This window comes from Mycobacterium sp. SMC-14 (assembly GCF_046250075.1).
Classification (GTDB): domain Bacteria; phylum Actinomycetota; class Actinomycetes; order Mycobacteriales; family Mycobacteriaceae; genus Mycobacterium.
This window is the reverse complement of sequence record NZ_CP176429.1, coordinates 3,816,488-3,830,772: the sequence shown is the minus strand read 5'-3', so window position 1 is coordinate 3,830,772 and position 14,285 is coordinate 3,816,488. Positions and strand designations below refer to the sequence as shown.

The following is a 14,285-nucleotide window of genomic DNA, read 5'->3' as shown; positions in this document are numbered from 1 at the left end:
ATGCGCGCACGTGAATTGATCGTCGCTACAGCGGCTTTCGGACTTGTCGTCGGGGCAACGCCGGGACCGCCGGCGCAGGCGGCCCTGGGCTTCGAGCTCAACGGCCCCTACCGGGTCATTTCGAACGGGGACTGGGCCAAGACCAACGAGGTCTTCATGAATGAGGTCACGGTCACGTCGGTATGGACATTCAGTTCCAGTTGCGAGAATGCGCACGTCTGCACCGGCCAGGTGAGCAGCGACCAGGGCTGGACCGCTCCGCTGGAATTTCGCACCTCGCGCTGGATTGTCGACCGCTTTCACCAGAACTGGCAGACCTGCCCGGACGGCACTACCTCATCCGGCCGCCAGCGCTACCAGTTCCAGGGCAGCGACACCAACGGCCAGTACGACAAACGCAACATCGACCGGCTGGTCGGCTACGACCGGACGATCGGCGTCTCGGGGGCCTGTGGACGTAACCAGCCCACGGTGATCCTCATGCCGTTGACCGTCGAGCGGCTCTAGACCGTGGGGGAGACCATGCAGACCACTCGCGTGATGAAAGTGCTTGTCGCGGCGCTACTTGCCGCCGGGACGATCGCCGGCGTGACGCCCGCGGCGCCGGCGGTTGCCGACCCGTACGTACCGATGTGCGACGTCCCGGCGTGCACACCCGGAATCATGCCGAACGTCGTGCTGGGTGCGCCGTGCTCCAACACCACCTACTTCGTCTTCGGGTCCGCAGTCGCAGGGGCCTCGACCCTGCCGGGCCGGCTGGTGTACTGCGCGTCGCCGCGCCGCTACGAGCCCCGCTGGTTCCGCTCCCCGGAGATGCACGGCATCAAAGAGGAGAACAGCAAGTGTGACGAATACTCCGGAGAGGTGGCGCAAGCACCCGACGGGCTTTTCTTGACCTGTGTCGCCGACGGCGAGTCGTTGTGGCGTCGCGGTGATCTGTAGCGGGACAACAATCTTGGCACGTCGAGGGAGTTCGCCCATGTTCCGAACCACTGCCGCTGCAGCGGTGGGCACGTTGACTATCGCCATTGCGGTGGCACCGACCGCCGCGGCCGACATGCGCTATGGCAACTACGAGGTCCTGAGCAACCGGTGGACCGACGCGACGTGGGTGTGGGCGGCCTATCCGTGCGAGACGATGGGCAAGTTCGACGACCTGCCCGCCGGCTGCGTGACGGTGAGTGCGATCGACCGGCCGCATTTCTTCGGTCGCGGATATTACGGTGGCACCGCCAAACTGGTGGACGGTCAGTACTCGTTCACCTCGGATTACCCCAACGGTCTGAACTGTCCGTTCGGGCCCTCGATGCCGACGCGCGACACCTACACGTGGGATGCGAACACACTGGCCGGTGTCGTCGAATCACATTTCGACGTGGGCTGTATGAATGGCCCGGGCGGGGTGAACACCTGGACGTTCGCGTTGGTGCGGATGTAGCGGGCTAGACCGGGTCGAACGAGGAGATCAGCCACCGGCCGTCGTGCTTCTCCAAGCCGACCTTGACGCTGCTCATCGAAAACGAGCCGTCCGGAATCGACTTGCTGATCGTGGTCTGATTGAGATAGATCAGCACCTCCGCGGAACTGGGGTGCAGGGATACGACGCCCTTGCGCACCACCGCGGCCACCGTCTGTACCTGCTTCTCCTTGACCGCCGGGGTGACGACCTTCTGGGTGAAATCGATGTAGTGCGACAGGAAGTCACCGGTGAGGTGGTTCTCGGCGGCGGCGAAATCCTGGTCCATCGTCTTTGGGGCGTAGGTCAGTATGGCGATCGCGCCGTCGGCGGCGGCAGCCATCACCGCCTGTTCGTCCGCGGGCCCGAGCTGCCGATCGGCACCTAGCACCCCGAAGTAGAGCCAGCAGGTCAGTGCCGCGGCGGCCACCAGCAGCCCGGCGAGCGCGGCCGCGATCCAGCGCGTCGTCGAGACGGCCGGTGCCGCCGACTCGGCCGCGTCCTCGACCGGTCCCTGGCCCCCGAGCGCGGCATCCACGGTCTCGTCGTCCGCGGTCGGTTGGTCGCCCACCGACTCCTCGGTGGTTTCGACGGTCACGTCATCCTCGTCGGATTCGCTCATGCCGCGAAGTCCACCTTCGACATCTTGACCTGGTCGCCTTCGCGGGCCAGGTGCACGGTGAGGCGCCAGGCACGGGGTTCTTCTTTCGCCCCGGCGGTATTGGTGACCTTGGTGTTGGCCGCGACCAGCACCACCGCGTCGTTGTCCGACATCGATTCCACCCCCGCGACCGCCGAGTCGACCGTGGTGACGGTTTTCGACTGGCGGGCCACCTTGGTGAAATCGCCGACGTGATCTTCGAAGTCCTTCTTGAACTCACCGGTTGAGTTGTCCAGGATCGCCTTGACGTTGTCATCGACGGTTTCGTAGTTCAGTGACATCAGCGTCACCACCCCTTGGCGTGCGGCGGCGGCATACTCGGCCAATTGGTGCTGGCGCTGCGCCACGCTGTTGTGGTGCACCAGCATCACCACGTCCGCGGCGATCAGACCACCGATGGTGAGCACGGCCAGCGTCGCCGCCGCCCAAGGCAGCACGTTGCGGGCGCGCGCGAACTTGCGGGGCCGCTCGGCCGGCTGCTCGGCGGCGCCCTCGTCAACGCCTGAGGCCGGCTCGACCGCTGCGGAGGTCTCGATTACCTGCGCGGTATCCGGCTCGATCACCGCGGTGGCTTCCGGCTCGGACTCCTGCTGCGCCTTGAGCAGCTCCGCTCGGGCGCGGGCCAACTCCGCCGCCGCCTCGGCGGCCTTCGCCTCGGCCTCCGCCAGCGTCAGGGCATCCTTGGAAGCGCGCTTGGCGGCGTGCTTTCCGGGGTGTTTTCTGGGACCCCCCGGCTTCGCCGGATCACGCGACGGCATACGCCTCTCCTGTCCGTTGTCCACCCAGCACCAGGGTCCCTCACCAAGTGCGGAGGGAGCAGAGCGCCCCCTTGGTACCGGCGTCGGTGGCGACCACGACGTCGTCGATGCGCAGTTCGCAGACGAACCCGGGCGCGCCCGGAGCGGGATGCATCGCGGGCAGTGATACCACTACCATTGCCCAGTCTTCGGGGTTGGCCAGGGTGGTGTCGAAGATCCAGGGCTGGCCCGGCCCGATGATGACGTCTGCCTTCGGACTGTATTGATACGGGTTGTGGCTGTACTCGCCGAAGTTGGGTGGTTGCACTTCGCGGTAGTAGATGTATGCCTGGGCGGTCTCGGTGGAACTGACCGAGTAGCGCACCCGGTGCGGCGCCGTGTCATCGGCGCTCGCTGGGATGGCGGCGGCCAGCGCAGCGGCAAACGCCATCCCCGCAACCAGGGACGATACGGCGACCTGCCTGCCTGTCACGGGCTCCTCCACTGCTGCACCCGCCGGAGCGGACGCGTGGGCAAAGACTCAAATTCTTGGTAGCGAAGAATAACATTTCCGCGGTGCTTGCGACGGCGAACCATCCGGCCCGTCATCCCCTGGGGTCGGTGGTCGCTGCTGCACGCCCCGCCCGGAAGCCGAACACCATGGCCGGGCCGATGGTGCCGCCCGCGCCGCCGTAGGCCCGGCCGGTCACTCCCGCCATCGCGTTGCCCGCGGCGAACAGGCCGGGGATCCGATGCCCGGTGACGTGCAGAACCCGGCCGTCGGAGTCGGTGCGGGGTCCGCCCTTGGTGCCCATGGCTCCGACGGACAGTGGCACGGCGTAGAAGGGCGCGGTGTCGATGGGCCCCAGGGTGCGGCCGGCGACAGTGCTTGCCTGGTCGTCACCCCAATAGCCGTCGTAGGCGCTGGATCCCCGCCCGAATTCGGGATCCGCCCCCGCCGCGACGTCGCGGTTCCAGGCGGCCACCGTCTGTGCCAGACCCTCGGCGTCGATCCCGGTCTTGGTGGCCAGGGCGGCCAGATCGGGCGATTGCGAGAACCAGTCCGGTGCGGTGCCATCGGGTGCGACGCCCAGGAATCCGTACCGGCGCAGGTGTCCGGCGTCGAACACAATCCAGGCCGGATCGTTGACGTATCCGCCGCGCGGCTCCAGGTAATGGAAGGCGCCGGCCATCGAGTTGTAGTCGCAGGCCTCGTTGACGAACCGCCGCCCGGCCCGGTTCACGATGATGCTGCGCGGGCGGGTCCGCTCGAGCCGTACGCTGCGACTGCGCTGCTCGCCGGCGATGATGTCACCCGGGATCCGGACGATCGGGACCCACCACGCCTCGCCCATATTGGCCAGGTCCGCGCCGTGCGCCATCGCCATACGCAGTGCGTCACCGGTGTTGTTCGGCGGCGACACCGCACCGCGCATCGGCCCGCGCAGAAACGCCTCCACCAGAGAGGCGTCCCATTCGAAGCCGCCGTTGGCCAAGATGACGCCCCGCCGGGCGCGCACCCGGCGTGTCAAACCGTCGCCTTCGACCTGCACACCCGTGATGCCTTCGGCGTCGGCGAGGAGCTCGACGCCGCGGCACCCGGTCTGTGGTGTGATCCCGGCGTCGAGCGCGCCGCGCAACAGCCCGGCGATCAGCGCGGTGCCGGCTACGCAGATATCGCCCGCCGCTGTTGCCTCGATGTCGGCGTGCAGCCGGGCCCGGGTCTCGGCGTCGAACCCGACGTTGCTGTAGTCGGCGGGGAACGCCGTGATCCGGTCCTGCCAGGAGCCCACCCGGGAGACGTCGTAGGGCAGCGGGCTCAGTGAGCGCCCCCCGGACGGGCGTCCGCCGGGCAGCTCCGGTTTGTAGTCCGGGAAGCCGGTGGCGACCTCGAAGCGGACATCGCTGTGGGCTTCGACGAACTCGACCATCTCCTGACCGGTCCGCACGAACGTCGAAACCAGCGCGTCGTCCATCGCTCCGAAGGATTGGGCGCGCAGGTAGTCCATCGCTGCCTCGACGGTCAGCCCGGGAGCGCGATCGTGGGCCGGAATCCACGCGATGCCACCGGAGACCGCAGTGGTGCCGCCCACGGTGTCGGACTTCTCGTAGAGGGCCACCGATGCGCCATGCACGGCCGCGGTCAGCGCGGCGGTGAATCCGGCGCCGCCGGTGCCTAAGACCACCACGTCGACTGAGTTGTCCCACGCGTCGTCGTCCCAATCGCCATGCGCGCCGGCTGACATCATGTGTTCCTCTCGGGCAGCTTCAGCTCAAGATTTCGGACAGCCGGCCGGCCGCGGCCAGCACGGCGTCGCGGCCGCGCAGCACCACGTCCTCGCGGTGCGAGATCAGGTTGATGCAGGTCGGCGGTGCTGGGGGGCGGCGGCGAACCGGAACGGCCAGTCCGAAGGTTCCGGGCTCGATCTCGCCGTGGGTGACCACCCAACCGCGCTCCCGGGTCTGCGGAACGATGTCGCGTTCGCCGGGGCGCGCGGGCATGGCTGCCAGCAGTGCGATCCCGGCGGCGCCAAGGCTGAGCGGATGGCGGCTGCCCTCGTGGAACGCGAGTTGATAGCCGACCTGGGTGGGGACAATGACCGCGACGGCCACCTGCTGGTCGCCCTCGGCAACCAGCAGTGACACCGTGGTCCCGAGTTCGTCGGCGAGCGCGCGCAGCGTCGGCAGGCAAAGCTGTCGCACGTTGTTGTCGAACGAGGCTCCGAGTACGGCCAGTGCGGCGGCCGAGCGGTACCGGCCGTCGTCTCCCTTGGCGATCAACCGGAAGCCGGTCAGCGTGTTGAGTAGTCGGTAGCTGATCGTCCGGTGCACGCCTACCCGGTCGGCGACCTGCTGCACCGTCAATCCCTCCGGCTCGGCGGCCACGGCCTGCAAGGCGGCCAGCCCCCGGGCCAGCGTCTGAGAGCCTCGCGCGGTCTCGGTGGCAGCGTCCGGTATCAGCGTGGGCATCAGCAGGGCCTCCTTGACATACACCCGTGTGAGAGTGATGCTCTTGAATATAACGTACATATGTGTGCGATAAAAGCACGTCTGATATGTCGCAAAACGAGAATGATATTTCCGAACAAGTCAGGGAAGAGGTGGGCGGTGCCGGAGTTCGAGAGCGTCTGGAGTGACCTCCAGGGCGTCGCGTTCGAGCAGGGCTACCTCGACGCGAGCGGCGTGCGGACCCGGTACTTGCGGGCCGGTGATCCGGCCAAGCCGGTTCTGGTGCTGCTGCACGGCTCCGGAGGGCACGCCGAGGCCTACGTCCGCAATCTCGCCGCCCACGCCGAGCACTTCTGGACCTGGTCGGTGGACATGCTCGGTCACGGCTACACCGACAAGCCCGGTCATCCACTCGAGGTTGGCCACTACGTGGCGCACCTGGTGGATGTGCTGGACGCGATCGGTGCTCGGACGGCCAGCATCAGCGGTGAATCCCTCGGCGGATGGGTGGCGGCGCGCGCCGCCATCGACCACCCGGACCGCGTCCATCGGCTGGTGCTCAACACCGCGGGTGGTTCCCAAGCCGACCCCGAGGTGATGAAGCGGATCATCACGCTGTCGATGGCTGCGGTCGAGAATCCCAGTTGGGAAACAGTGCAGGCGCGCATCAAGTGGTTGATGGCAGACAAGACGAAGGACTACGACGACATCGTCGCCAGTCGCCAGCGGATCTACCGCCTGCCGGGTTTCGTCGACGCGATGCGCGACATCATGGCGTTGCAGGACCCGCAGATCCGCGCCCGCAATCTGTTGGGGCCGGCCGAATACGGACAGATCACCGTGCCCACGCTGGTGGTCTGGACCAGTGATGACCCGACGGCCGACGTCGAAGAGGGCAAGCGGATCGCCTCGATGATCCCGGGTGCCCGGTTCGAACTGATACCCGGCTGCGGCCACTGGCCCCAGTACGAGGACCCCGAGACCTTCAACCGCCTTCACCTGGAATTCCTGCTGGAGCACTAGCGTGACCGCACCCAGTGATGTCGAAGTCGTCGTGGTCGGCGCCGGCCCGGTCGGCCTGACTCTGGCCAATATCCTTGGCCTGCAAGGGATTAAAACCCTGGTCGTCGAGGATCGAGACACCCTCATCGACTATCCCCGCGGTGTCGGCCTCGACGACGAGTCGCTGCGTACCTTCCAGGCGATCGGCCTGGTGGACGCCATACTGCCGCACACCGTCCCCAACCAGATCCTGCGGTTCTACGACGGCCGCCGGCGCCTGCTGGCCGAAATGGCGCCCGCCGACGCCTGTTTCGGCTGGCCCAAGCGCAACGGATTTGTGCAGCCGCTGGTCGACGCCGAACTGCTGCGCGGCCTGGAACGCTTCGAACACGTCGAAGTGTTGTGGGGCCGGCCGATGACCGGCTGCGCCGAAGTCGATGAATCGGTCACGGTGAGCATCGGCGGCGAAGGACTGGAACCGCAGACCGTCTCGGCCCGCTACGTCGTCGGGTGCGACGGCGGACGCAGCGCCACCCGCCGGCTGATGGGGGTGTCCTTCGACGGCACCACCTCGTCGACGCGCTGGCTGGTGGTCGACATCGCCAATGATCCACTGGGCCATCCCAACAGCGAGGTCGGCGCCGACCCGGCACGCCCATACGCCTCGATCTCGATCGCGCACGGTATCCGCCGGTTCGAGTTCATGATTCACGCCGACGAGACTGACGAGCAGGCGCAGGACCCCGAGTTCGTCGCGGCCATGCTGGCTCCGTTCGTGCCGCATCCGCACGATGTCGACGTGATCCGCCACCGGGTGTACACCCACCACTCCCGGATCGCCGGGGCCTTCCGCCGCGGCCGACTGCTGTTGGCCGGTGACGCCGCGCATCTGATGCCGGTCTGGCAGGGCCAGGGCTACAACAGCGGGATCCGCGACGCGATGAACCTGGGCTGGAAGCTGGCCACCGTGGTCCGCGGCCAAGCCGGGCCGAGCCTGCTGGACAGCTACGACACCGAGCGCCGCAAGCACGCCCGCGCGATGATCGACCTCTCCACGATGGTGGGCAAGGTGATCTCGCCGACCAACCGCCGCGTGGCGGGTCTTCGTGACCGGGTGATCCGCGCGGCCTCGGCGGTGCCGACCCTCAAACGCTATGTCCTGGAGATGCGGTTCAAGCCGATGCCGCGCTACGAGCAGGGGGCGGTCGTTCATGACCCACACCGTCCCGACTCCCCGGCGGGAACCCTGTTCATCCAGCCGCGCGTTGACACCCGCAGTGGCACAGACCTACTCCTCGACGAGGTGATCGGCACCGGGTTCGCGGTATTGGCCTGGAACAACAATCCCCGGGCGCTGCTCGGCGAAGAGGTCTTCGCACGGTGGACGGCGCTGGGGGCCAGCTTCATCGCGGTGCGGCCGTCGACCCAGCTGCAGTGGACCCCGCCCGGCCAGGCCGATGACCCCGCGATCACCATCGTCGGCGATCGGACCGGAGCGCTGAAAGCCTGGTTCGACCGGCACAGCGAATCGGTGCTGTTCCTGCGCCCGGACCGTTGCATCGCCGCGGCCTGCATCGCCCAGCGCGCCCCCGAGGTGAGCTCACGACTTTTTGACGTGCTGGCCCTGACCGTGCAAGGGGGTGATCGCCCCGATGCCACTGGCCCTGTGCTGCATGTCCCACAGCCCACTGCTGAATCTGCCGGGACCACCCCGTGAGTTGATGGACGACATCGACGCCGCGATCGCCGACGCCGCGGCGTTCGTCGCCGACTTCGACCCACAGCTGACGGTGATCTTCGCGCCGGATCACTACAACGGGTTCTTTCTACAACTGATGCCGCCGTTCTGCATCGGCACCGCGGCCCAGGGCATCGGTGACTATGGCACGCACCTCGGGGCGCTGAACGTTCCGGCAGACATCGCGCGCGAGTGCGCCGAGGCGGTGCTGGAACGCGGTGTGGACGTGGCTGTTTCGGCGTCCATGGACGTCGACCATGCCGTGGCGCAGCCGTTGGAGCGGCTGTTCGGCGACGCCGGCGCGTGCCCGGTGATCCCGGTCTTCATCAACGCGGTCGCCGCCCCGCTGGGACCGATACACCGCGCCCGCGCGCTAGGCGCGGCGGTAGGGGAGTTCGTCGCCGGCCTGGACCTACGCGTACTCGTGGTGGGATCCGGTGGACTCTCGCACGATCCGCCGATCCCGACACTGGCGACCGCGCCACCGGTCACCCGGGACCGGATCCTGCACGGCACCGCGATGAGCGCCGAGCAGCGCCAGGCCCGCCAGGCGTCGACCATCGCGGCAGCCCGCGACTTCGCCGCGGGGACGAACAACCTCGCCCCGCTGAACCCGGAATTCGACGAGCGCTTCCTGTCGATCGTGGACAGCGGACGCCTCGACGACCTCGACGACTGGACCAACACGTACATCACCGAGGCCGGTGGAGGATCGGCGCACGAGATCCGGACCTGGGCAGCCGCTTTCGGTGCGCTCGCAGCCCAGGGCGGCTACCGCACCGGCCGCCGTTACTACCGGGCGGCACCGGAGCTGATCGCCGGGTTCGCCATCCGCACCGCAGAACACACGGAGGCGCTCCGGTGACCGACGCAGAACACGTCGTCGTCGACGTGCTCATCATCGGCTCCGGCGGCGGCGGAATGACCGCGGCGTTGGCCGCGCATGCCCGCGGCCTGGACACCCTGGTGGTGGAGAAGTCGCGATACTTCGGCGGCTCTACCGCGCTGTCCGGCGGCGGTATCTGGGTGCCGGGGGCGCCGTCGCAGCGTCGGGAGGGCTATGCGCCCGACCCCGACGACGTCCTCACCTACCTGCGCGCGATCACTGACGGGCTGGTCAGCGACGCCCGGCTGCGGCAATACGTGGATGCCGCACCGCGGATGATGGAGTTCCTGGAGCAGACCAGCGCCTGGTTCGAGTTCGTCTGGAAACCCGGCTATGCCGACTACTACCCGGAATTGCCCGGCGGCTCCGAGCTGGGCAGCACCATCAACGTGCCCGCCATCGACCTGCGCAAGCTCGGCGACGAGGAACAGAATCTACTGGCGCCGCTGGCGTTGGCGCCCAAGGGGATTTGGCTGGGGCCCAAGGACCTTCGGCTCTTCTATCAGGTCCGTCAATCTTGGCGCGGAAAAGCGGTGCTGGCCAAGCTGCTGTGGCGGATGTTTCGCGCCCGAGTTTTCGGAGACCGGATGGCCGCCATCGGCCAATCGCTGGCCGCGCGGCTTCGGCTGGCGATGGTCGAGCGCGATATCCCACTGTGGCTCGACACGCCGATGACCGAGCTCATCACCGACGAATCGGGTACGGTCACCGGTGCGGTTGTGCACTGTGGCGGCCGGGCGCAGCGCGTATCGGCACGCCGCGGCGTGATCCTGGCCAGCGGCGGATTCGACCACGACCTGGCCTGGCGCCAGCAGCATCAGCCTGTGCTGGAACACGATTGGAGCTTCGGCAATCCGCTCGCGACCGGCGACGGGATCCGGGCCGCCGAACGCATCGGCGCGGCCACCGAACTGCTCGACGAGGCCTGGTGGTTCCCGGCGCTGTGTTGGCCCGATGGGCGACTGCAGTTCATGCTCAACGAACGCATGATGCCGTCGCAGTTCATCGTCAACGGCGACGGCGAGCGCTTCATCAACGAGGCGGCGCCCTACATGGATTTCGCGCACGCCATGATCGCCGGACAGCAGGCCGGCGTCACCCACATCCCGTGCTGGCTGATCACCGACCAGCGATCCTTTCACCGCTACGTCGTCGCTGGACACCTGCCGATCCCGAAGATCCCCGGGGCGCCGGTACCAACCGGGCGCCGGATACCGCAAGCCTGGCTGGACTCCGGAGTGGTCAAGGCGGCCAACTCCTTTGAGGAGCTGGCAGGCGAGATCGGCGTTCCCGCCGAACGGCTGCGCGGCACCGCGCAACGGTTCAACGAGTTGGCTCGATCCGGCCACGACGACGACTTCTATCGCGGCGACAGTGTCTACGACAACTACTACGGGGACCCGACGCTGCCCAACCCCAACCTGCACCCACTGGGCAAACCGCCCTACTACGCGTTCCGCATCATCCTCGGCGACCTGGGCACCTCGGGTGGCCTGCGTACCGACGAAGACGCGCGGGTGCTGCGCGCCGACGACTCGGTGATCGACGGTCTCTATGCGGTGGGCAACACCGCGGCCCCGGTGATGGGCCGTAGCTACGCCGGGGCGGGAGCAACCATTGGACCGGCGATGACTTTCGGTTACGTGGCCGCCCAACACATCTGCACGCACCATCGTTCCGCCGAATCGCAGGCTCCCAACCAATCGCCAGGAGGTAAAACGTGAAGATCTCACTGTTCTACGAATTCGCGCTGCCGCGTCCATGGTCCGACGACGATGAACGCCAGCTGTTCTCCGACGGCCTCGACGAGGTGGAGCTGGCCGACAAGGCTGGGTTCTCCACGGTCTGGCTCACCGAGCACCACTTCCTGGAGGAGTACTGCCACGCCACCGCGCCGGAGATGTTCTTGGCCGCGGCCAGCCAGCGGACCAAGAACATCCGGCTCGGTTTCGGGATCATGCATCTGCCCCCAGTGGTCAACCACCCCGCCCGGGTGGCCGAGCGGGTCGCCACTCTGGACCTGTTGTCCGGTGGCCGGGTCGAATTCGGTACCGGAGAGGGATCCTCGATCGCCGAGCTCGGCGGATTCGGGATCGACCCGGCCGACAAACGGACCCAGTGGGAGGAAGCACTCGAGGTCTCGATCCGCTGTATGACCGAGGAGCCGTTCACCGGCTTTGACGGCCAGCATGTCCAGATGCCGGCCCGCAACGTGGTGCCCAAGCCGATGCAGAAGCCGCATCCGCCGGTCTGGGTGGCCTGCACCCGGCCGGCGTCGGTGCAGATGGCCGCCCAGAAGTGCATCGGCGCCTTGAGCTTCGCCTACACCGGTCCGGGACCGCTGGCCGAGCGCGTCAACGGCTACTACAAGGAACTCGAAGAGAACGGCGTCCCGGTCACTCCCCAGGTGAACCCCAACATCCTGGCCATCGGCGGCGACCTGTCGATGATGGTGGCCCCCACCGACGAGCAGGCCGTCGCGCGCCTTGGGGTCGGTGGCGGATTCTTCTCGTTCGGGATCATGCACTACTACATGACCGGCGAGCACACCCCGGGCCGGACCGGGGTGTGGAACCGCTACCTCGAAGAGGTGAAGAAGGACCCGACGCTGGCTTACGGGCCAGGCCGCGGGGCAATTGGAAGCCCTGCGACCGCAAGGGAGTTCCTGCGTGGCTATGAGGAGAGCGGCGTCGATGAGCTCATCCTGTTGCTCAACCCGCGCAGCCACGAGGCGACCATGGAGGCCATCGAGCTGATGGGCAAGGAGGTGCTGCCGGAGTTCATCGAACGAGATGAGAAGGCGGTCGCCGAGAAGGCCAAGCGGCTTGAACCGGTACTGGAGAAGCTGGAGGCCCGTCGACAAGCGCCCACCGCACCGGCATTCGACGAGTCCTACTCGTTCGGCGGATTGCCGACCGGTCGAGGCGGCACCTTCACCGCCACCGAGATCCCCGAGGCGATGGCCGAGATGAACGAGGGTCGGGTGCAGGCTGCGCAACTTGCCAAGGAAGAGCGGGAGCGCGGCCAGCGGTGAGCGCAGCGTCCGCGTTGTGGCGCTACGACGGTCGACGGACCGTGGTTACGGGCTGCGCGTCGGGAATCGGCGCGGCGCTGGTGACGCACCTCGGCGAACTCGGAGCGCAGGTCGTCGGCCTGGACCGGCTCGAACCCACGGCTAGTGTCGACGAATTTCACGCGACAGATCTGGCTGATCCGGCGTCCATCGAACGCGCCGCTGCTGCCATCTGCGAGGTGGGTCGGGTCGATGCGCTGTTCAACGTTGCGGGGGTGTCTTCGGGCATCGGCGACCCGGAGCGGGTGGTCACGATCAACTTCCTGGGCTTGCGTCACCTCACCGAATCGCTGTTGCCGGTGATGCCGGCGGGATCGGCGATCACCAATGTGTCCTCGCTGGCTGCGGCGGCCTACCGTGAGAACGCCCAGACCACGGTCGGCCTGTTGAACTCCCAAGACATGGCTGCCGGATTACAGTGGTGCCGTGCCAATCCCGCCGCGCTTGCCGACGGCGGCTACCGGCTGTCCAAAGAGGCGATCATCCTCTACGGCATGCTCAACGCCGGCTCGCTGGCGAAACGCGGAATCCGGATCAACTGCACCGCGCCCGGCGTCACCGAGACCCCGATCCTGGACCAACTGCGCACCAGCTACGGGCAGGACTTTCTCGACGACATTCCCAAACCGCTGGGCCGGGTCGCCAGCGCCGAAGAACAGGCTGCACCACTGGTGTTTCTGAACAGCCCGGCCGCCGGTTACATCACCGGGCAGGTGCTCTGGGTCGACGGCGGCAACATCAGCGGCCGAGCCGCCGCCGCGCTGACCGACGGGTCGGTGCCGTGGCCAGCCTGACCGAGTTCCGGCGAGTGGCCGAGACGGTGCGCAACTGGGGGCGGTGGGGTGCCGCCGACGAACTGGGCACCCTGAACCTCATCACGCCGCAGAAGGTCGCCGAGGCCGCGGGCCTGGTTCGGCACGGCAAGGTGTTCCCGCTCGGGGTGGACTTCGGTTCCTCGGGACCGCAGGGCGCGCTTCAGTTCCGGCACAATCCGATTCACGTGATGACCGTCGATGGCGGCGACGTCAGCACGCTGGCGCAGTACGGCCCGGAATGGCACCGCAACATCGTGGCACAGCAACTGGGCGAGTTCTTCGTCGATAACCCGTTCCGGTTCAACGACGACATGATCGTGATGCCGCTGCAGGCCGCCAGCCAGTGGGATGCGCTATCGCATGTCTATTACGACGACCAGCTCTACAACGGCTTCCCGGCGGGTTCGGTGACCAGCCTGGGCGCGTACCACTGCGGTATCGACAAAGTCGACGGCAAGGGGATCACCTCGCGTGGAGTGCTGCTCGACGTGGTCGCCCACCGCGGAGCGGACACCTTCCTGCCCTTGGGCACCCCGATCACCCCGGAGGAACTCGACGAAATCGCCCGAGCCCAACAGGTCAGTGTGGAACCCGGTGACATCGTGGTGGTTCGAACCGGTTGGTGGGAGAGGTTTTCTCAGACCGGCAACGGTTCCGAACCGGGAGCCGGTCTGGACTGGCGGTGCGCCTCCTGGCTGCACGCCCATGACGTCGCCGCTGTGGCCGCCGACAACTTGATGGTCGAGGACCCGGTTTCCGGCGTCGAGGGAACCTATCTGCCCCTGCACATGTTGTGCCTGCGCGACATGGGGTTGATGCTCGGGGAGTACTGGGACCTCGGCGCGCTCGCCGCAGATTGCGCCGCCGATGGCCGTTACGAATTCCAGCTGGTGGCACCGCCTTTGCGGGTGACCGGCGGAGTCGGGTCACCGGTGAATCCGATCGCGATCAAATAGCCCGGGGCAGGA

15 protein-coding genes are annotated in these 14,285 nt (G+C 67.4%); 10 read left to right on the top strand and 5 right to left on the bottom strand.

Annotated elements, in window-relative coordinates:
* The 3 genes from ACKY0W_RS18220 to ACKY0W_RS18210 are packed head-to-tail and all read left to right on the top strand — an operon-like array spanning nucleotide 1 to nucleotide 1,438.
* The gene (locus tag ACKY0W_RS18220; protein WP_409435223.1) at nucleotides 1-507 is read left to right on the top strand and encodes a hypothetical protein; all 507 of its coding nucleotides are present in this window, start codon (nucleotides 1-3) and stop codon (nucleotides 505-507) included.
* Between the two features lie 15 nt (nucleotides 508-522).
* The gene (locus ACKY0W_RS18215; protein WP_409435222.1) at nucleotides 523-942 is read left to right on the top strand and encodes a hypothetical protein; all 420 of its coding nucleotides are present in this window, start codon (nucleotides 523-525) and stop codon (nucleotides 940-942) included.
* Nucleotides 943-979: 37 nt separating this feature from the next.
* Nucleotides 980-1,438 (top strand): hypothetical protein, encoded by a 459-nt coding sequence (locus tag ACKY0W_RS18210; RefSeq protein ID WP_409435221.1) that lies wholly within the window; start codon nucleotides 980-982, stop codon nucleotides 1,436-1,438.
* Between the two features lie 4 nt (nucleotides 1,439-1,442).
* Here ACKY0W_RS18210 and ACKY0W_RS18205 read toward each other — a convergent pair whose 3' ends face one another.
* The 5 genes from ACKY0W_RS18205 to ACKY0W_RS18185 all read right to left on the bottom strand — a co-directional run bounded on the left by ACKY0W_RS18205 (nucleotide 1,443) and on the right by ACKY0W_RS18185 (nucleotide 5,824).
* Nucleotides 1,443-2,078, bottom strand: coding sequence for a twin-arginine translocation pathway signal (locus ACKY0W_RS18205; RefSeq protein WP_409435220.1), 636 nt, complete (start codon nucleotides 2,076-2,078; stop codon nucleotides 1,443-1,445).
* Nucleotides 2,075-2,875, bottom strand: coding sequence for a VirB8/TrbF family protein (locus ACKY0W_RS18200; RefSeq protein ID WP_409435219.1), 801 nt, complete (start codon nucleotides 2,873-2,875; stop codon nucleotides 2,075-2,077). Before ACKY0W_RS18200 ends, ACKY0W_RS18205 begins: the two co-directional genes overlap by 4 nt.
* A 40-nt stretch (nucleotides 2,876-2,915) precedes the next feature.
* Nucleotides 2,916-3,305 (bottom strand): hypothetical protein, encoded by a 390-nt coding sequence (locus tag ACKY0W_RS18195; RefSeq protein WP_409437841.1) that lies wholly within the window; start codon nucleotides 3,303-3,305, stop codon nucleotides 2,916-2,918.
* Nucleotides 3,306-3,459: 154 nt separating this feature from the next.
* Nucleotides 3,460-5,100: an FAD-dependent oxidoreductase gene (locus ACKY0W_RS18190; RefSeq protein WP_409437840.1), complete on the bottom strand. Its 1,641-nt coding sequence runs from the start codon at nucleotides 5,098-5,100 to the stop codon at nucleotides 3,460-3,462.
* A gap of 22 nt (nucleotides 5,101-5,122) precedes the next feature.
* Entirely contained in the window at nucleotides 5,123-5,824 is a 702-nt protein-coding gene (locus ACKY0W_RS18185) for a helix-turn-helix domain-containing protein (RefSeq protein WP_409435218.1), read from the bottom strand.
* A 138-nt stretch (nucleotides 5,825-5,962) separates the two neighbouring features.
* On the opposite strand from ACKY0W_RS18185, the gene ACKY0W_RS18180 reads away from it, so the two are divergent.
* The 7 genes from ACKY0W_RS18180 to ACKY0W_RS18150 are packed head-to-tail and all read left to right on the top strand — an operon-like array spanning nucleotide 5,963 to nucleotide 14,273.
* On the top strand, nucleotides 5,963-6,826 hold the full coding sequence (locus ACKY0W_RS18180) for an alpha/beta fold hydrolase (protein WP_409435217.1): 864 nt from the start codon (nucleotides 5,963-5,965) through the stop codon (nucleotides 6,824-6,826).
* A gap of 1 nt (nucleotide 6,827) precedes the next feature.
* On the top strand, nucleotides 6,828-8,522 hold the full coding sequence (locus tag ACKY0W_RS18175; protein WP_409435216.1) for a bifunctional 3-(3-hydroxy-phenyl)propionate/3-hydroxycinnamic acid hydroxylase: 1,695 nt from the start codon (nucleotides 6,828-6,830) through the stop codon (nucleotides 8,520-8,522).
* On the top strand, nucleotides 8,479-9,408 hold the full coding sequence (locus ACKY0W_RS18170) for a 3-carboxyethylcatechol 2,3-dioxygenase (protein WP_409435215.1): 930 nt from the start codon (nucleotides 8,479-8,481) through the stop codon (nucleotides 9,406-9,408). The genes ACKY0W_RS18175 and ACKY0W_RS18170 overlap by 44 nt, the downstream gene beginning before the upstream one ends.
* On the top strand, nucleotides 9,405-11,153 hold the full coding sequence (locus ACKY0W_RS18165) for an FAD-binding protein (RefSeq protein WP_409435214.1): 1,749 nt from the start codon (nucleotides 9,405-9,407) through the stop codon (nucleotides 11,151-11,153). Before ACKY0W_RS18170 ends, ACKY0W_RS18165 begins: the two co-directional genes overlap by 4 nt.
* Nucleotides 11,150-12,463 (top strand): LLM class flavin-dependent oxidoreductase, encoded by a 1,314-nt coding sequence (locus ACKY0W_RS18160; RefSeq protein WP_409435213.1) that lies wholly within the window; start codon nucleotides 11,150-11,152, stop codon nucleotides 12,461-12,463. Before ACKY0W_RS18165 ends, ACKY0W_RS18160 begins: the two co-directional genes overlap by 4 nt.
* Entirely contained in the window at nucleotides 12,460-13,296 is an 837-nt protein-coding gene (locus ACKY0W_RS18155; protein WP_409435212.1) for a coniferyl-alcohol dehydrogenase, read from the top strand. The genes ACKY0W_RS18160 and ACKY0W_RS18155 overlap by 4 nt, the downstream gene beginning before the upstream one ends.
* Nucleotides 13,284-14,273, top strand: a complete 990-nt coding sequence (locus ACKY0W_RS18150; protein WP_409435211.1) for a cyclase family protein — start codon at nucleotides 13,284-13,286, stop codon at nucleotides 14,271-14,273. The genes ACKY0W_RS18155 and ACKY0W_RS18150 overlap by 13 nt, the downstream gene beginning before the upstream one ends.
* Nucleotides 14,274-14,285: the final 12 nt, after the last annotated feature.

Excerpts from the sequence above, each read along its gene's own strand:
- ACKY0W_RS18185 (WP_409435218.1), bottom strand. The coding sequence starts at position 5,824 with ATGCCCACGCTGATACCGGACGCTGCCACCGAGACCGCGCGAGGCTCT.
- ACKY0W_RS18195 (WP_409437841.1), bottom strand. The coding sequence starts at position 3,305 with ATGGCGTTTGCCGCTGCGCTGGCCGCCGCCATCCCAGCGAGCGCCGAT.
- ACKY0W_RS18215 (WP_409435222.1), top strand. The coding sequence starts at position 523 with ATGCAGACCACTCGCGTGATGAAAGTGCTTGTCGCGGCGCTACTTGCC.
- ACKY0W_RS18220 (WP_409435223.1), top strand. The coding sequence starts at position 1 with ATGCGCGCACGTGAATTGATCGTCGCTACAGCGGCTTTCGGACTTGTC.
- ACKY0W_RS18210 (WP_409435221.1), top strand. The coding sequence starts at position 980 with ATGTTCCGAACCACTGCCGCTGCAGCGGTGGGCACGTTGACTATCGCC.
- ACKY0W_RS18170 (WP_409435215.1), top strand. The coding sequence starts at position 8,479 with ATGTCCCACAGCCCACTGCTGAATCTGCCGGGACCACCCCGTGAGTTG.
- ACKY0W_RS18200 (WP_409435219.1), bottom strand. The coding sequence starts at position 2,875 with ATGCCGTCGCGTGATCCGGCGAAGCCGGGGGGTCCCAGAAAACACCCC.
- ACKY0W_RS18205 (WP_409435220.1), bottom strand. The coding sequence starts at position 2,078 with ATGAGCGAATCCGACGAGGATGACGTGACCGTCGAAACCACCGAGGAG.
- ACKY0W_RS18190 (WP_409437840.1), bottom strand. The coding sequence starts at position 5,100 with ATGTCAGCCGGCGCGCATGGCGATTGGGACGACGACGCGTGGGACAAC.